A 414-nucleotide genomic window follows, 5' to 3' on the forward strand; every position below is an offset into this window, starting at 1 on the left:
GGTGAATCGCGTATTTCACCGTGATGCCCTTGTCGGTGAGCTTTTGCGCCAGTTCCTTCACCGCGTGCTGGGCCCGCGCCACGGCCAGGCCGTAGCCCGGCACGATGACCACGGTCTCGGCATTGCCGAGCACAAAAGCCGCATCGTCGGCGCTGCCGCTCTTCACCGCGCGCTGAACGGCGGCCCCGGCGACTGCCGTGGTGGCCTCGCCGCCGAAGCCGCCCAGGATCACGTTGAAGAAGGAGCGGTTCATGGCCTTGCACATGATGTAGCTCAGGATCGCGCCCGAGCTACCCACCAGCGAGCCGGCGACGATCAGCATGGCGTTGTTCAGGCTGAAGCCAATGCCGGCGGCGGCCCAGCCGGAGTAGCTGTTGAGCATGGACACCACCACCGGCATGTCGGCGCCGCCGA

The 414-nt window shown here is 66.9% G+C and carries 1 protein-coding gene; it reads right to left on the minus strand.

Annotated elements, in window-relative coordinates; translation table 11 throughout:
* The coding region (locus C5P05_RS02835; RefSeq protein WP_198674600.1) for an NAD(P)(+) transhydrogenase (Re/Si-specific) subunit beta at positions 1–414 on the minus strand (414 nt) is incomplete at both ends.

The organism is Rhodoferax ferrireducens (assembly GCF_003347515.1).
Classification (GTDB): Bacteria; Pseudomonadota; Gammaproteobacteria; order Burkholderiales; family Burkholderiaceae_C; genus Rhodoferax.